At 49.0% G+C, this 2,056-nt stretch carries 1 protein-coding gene and 1 pseudogene; both read left to right on the top strand.

Going from position 1 to position 2,056, the window contains the following annotated elements; genetic code table 11:
• Positions 1–381: 381 nt before the first annotated feature.
• Positions 382–498: pseudogene (locus Q0256_RS01575) on the top strand (helix-hairpin-helix domain-containing protein); the annotation flags it as partial.
• A 608-nt stretch (positions 499–1,106) separates the two neighbouring features.
• Positions 1,107–1,964 (top strand): DUF3108 domain-containing protein, encoded by an 858-nt coding sequence (locus tag Q0256_RS01570; RefSeq protein ID WP_297959492.1) that lies wholly within the window; start codon positions 1,107–1,109, stop codon positions 1,962–1,964.
• Positions 1,965–2,056 lie beyond the last annotated feature (92 nt).

The following is a 2,056-nucleotide window of genomic DNA, read 5'->3' as shown; positions in this document are numbered from 1 at the left end:
AAATTTATTGGTCACCAGAGACACAACAATACATAATAAAAAATTTTAATATAAAAAATAACAAAAATGATATTAAGATTTTAAAAACAAAGAATAACATTTAATAAATTTTAAGAATAAAAATAATTAAAAGGAAACTAATATGAAACAATAATATGTTATTGGATCAATAGATCTCGTCGTTGGACTATGCTAGCTCAGAAGACTAGCAATTTTGGAACAGAAAATGGCATTCTAAAATGAGTAGCAAAATTTTTATACTTGTACTATTTTAAGAATGTTTTGGGTAAAGCCTTATAATTTGACAAACTGTTAAAAGCCTAGGCATGAACCGAATAATAAAATCAAGCTTGGAGAAGGGTTCGGCGGCATTGTCTGCTGGCGCTTGGACGCGGCAGCGACAGGTGCGTCCTCTACGTTTACCGCATGGTTTGCTACTACGCCAGCACGCCCCGTCCCGACAAAGCCAAGCTGAAATGGTGGCTTTGGAAGGATTAAATTTACGAATTTGACCCGCACGAGCCGTTTAAATTTAAGCGGATTTACTAGCGACCGGCGCGGCTGCGTTTGCGGCACGAAACGGCGCCTCACGGAAGTGTAAGCTAGCAAGCGCAACGAACGGCGCAAATTTTATGCGCGAGCTTTGCGAATACAATGCGATGGAGTGGCGCAAAGAGCATAAATTTAACGGGCGCGGCATAGCGGCTAGCGCAAAGCGCAAACATAGCCGCAATATGAAATTTTGTTTTATTCACAGGCACGCTTTGCGACGAAGCGGCCTGTACGAAATATAGAATCGCTCCGATTTCTGGCAAGCGCGCGCCGAGCCGTATATGCGCCATAAATATAAAAGCGGCAACAGTCGGCGTCTTTAGGCGCATACGGCGCGGCCTTTCACGACGGCAAGGAGCGGCGGCTGATATTCAATAATCACGCTATGGAGAAAATGAAATAGGCGGCGCGAGTTTTGCTTTTTATGGTAAATTTTACAAACGCGGCGCAGATTATCGCGCGAGCTTTGTGAACACAATGCGATAGAGCGACACAGAGCGTAAATTTTACGGGCGCCGTATAATGGGGCGCTGAAAAGCGGAAGGACGGTAGGGATGAAATTTTTTGCTATTTTGATTTTGTGCGCGAGCGCGCTTTTTGGCGAAACGATCAGCGCGAAATATGAGATTTCGTTCGGCGTTTTCGGCGCGGTCGGCAGCGCAAATACGCGGCTCGTGCGCGAGGACGATCGCTACGAGATCGTCATGGATGCCGTTGCGCAGGGCGTCGCGGGCAGCCTAAGCGGGCAAAGGCGCGAGAGCTTCCGCTCGAAGGGGCGCGTCGTAGCGGGGCTTTTGATGCCCGATCTATACGTCCACGAGGTCTCGCGCAAAAAGGGCAAAACGACGAAAAACGAGCGCAAAACCTACGCCTTCGACTACGCGCGCAAAACGATAAAATTTCAAAAGTTCAAGGGCGCGGGCGGCGAGCTACAGCTCGTAAGCGATGAAATTTTGCCCTATTTTGCGACGAACGACCTGCTGAGTTTGTTTTTCAATTTCTCTAAAATCCCGCACTCGGGCGATAAATTTTTCGTCCGAGCCGCGGGCGCAAAGAGCGCCGACGGAAGGATCGACATCGAAAGGCCGCGCGGAAGCGCCGCCGCAAATATCGCGAGCGAGCTTGGCGTCGCGCCGCCTAACGATGCGGATACCAACTCCGGCGCAGCGGCAAGCGCAAGCTCTAGCGGAGCAGACACGAAAACCGGCACAACGGACGTAAATTTTAAAGGGCGCGGCGCGGGCGCAGATAAGCAGGCTGCGGCGATTTACGTGGTTTTCATCAACCAGCCGATATTTTCGAGCAGCCGAGGCGAGCTGCACCTGAGCCTAAACGAGCGCGGTTATGCCGATCGCGCCGTTTTGAAGGACGTGCTGCTCTTCGGCGACATCCGCGCGCGGCTCGTGGAGTGAGACTTCGTAAATTCGAAAAATGCCTGAGTTAAAAATTTTTAACTCTTAAAAGATAATTTGGCGCGTCCAGGTCTTTATTAAATTTTAGTTCC

This window comes from uncultured Campylobacter sp. (assembly GCF_937949835.1).
In the GTDB taxonomy this organism is placed as follows: domain Bacteria; phylum Campylobacterota; class Campylobacteria; order Campylobacterales; family Campylobacteraceae; genus Campylobacter_B.
Note: the sequence above shows the minus strand (reverse complement) of the source record. Positions and strands in the feature narration are given on the sequence as shown.

Excerpts from the sequence above, each read along its gene's own strand:
- Q0256_RS01570 (WP_297959492.1), top strand. The coding sequence starts at position 1,107 with ATGAAATTTTTTGCTATTTTGATTTTGTGCGCGAGCGCGCTTTTTGGC.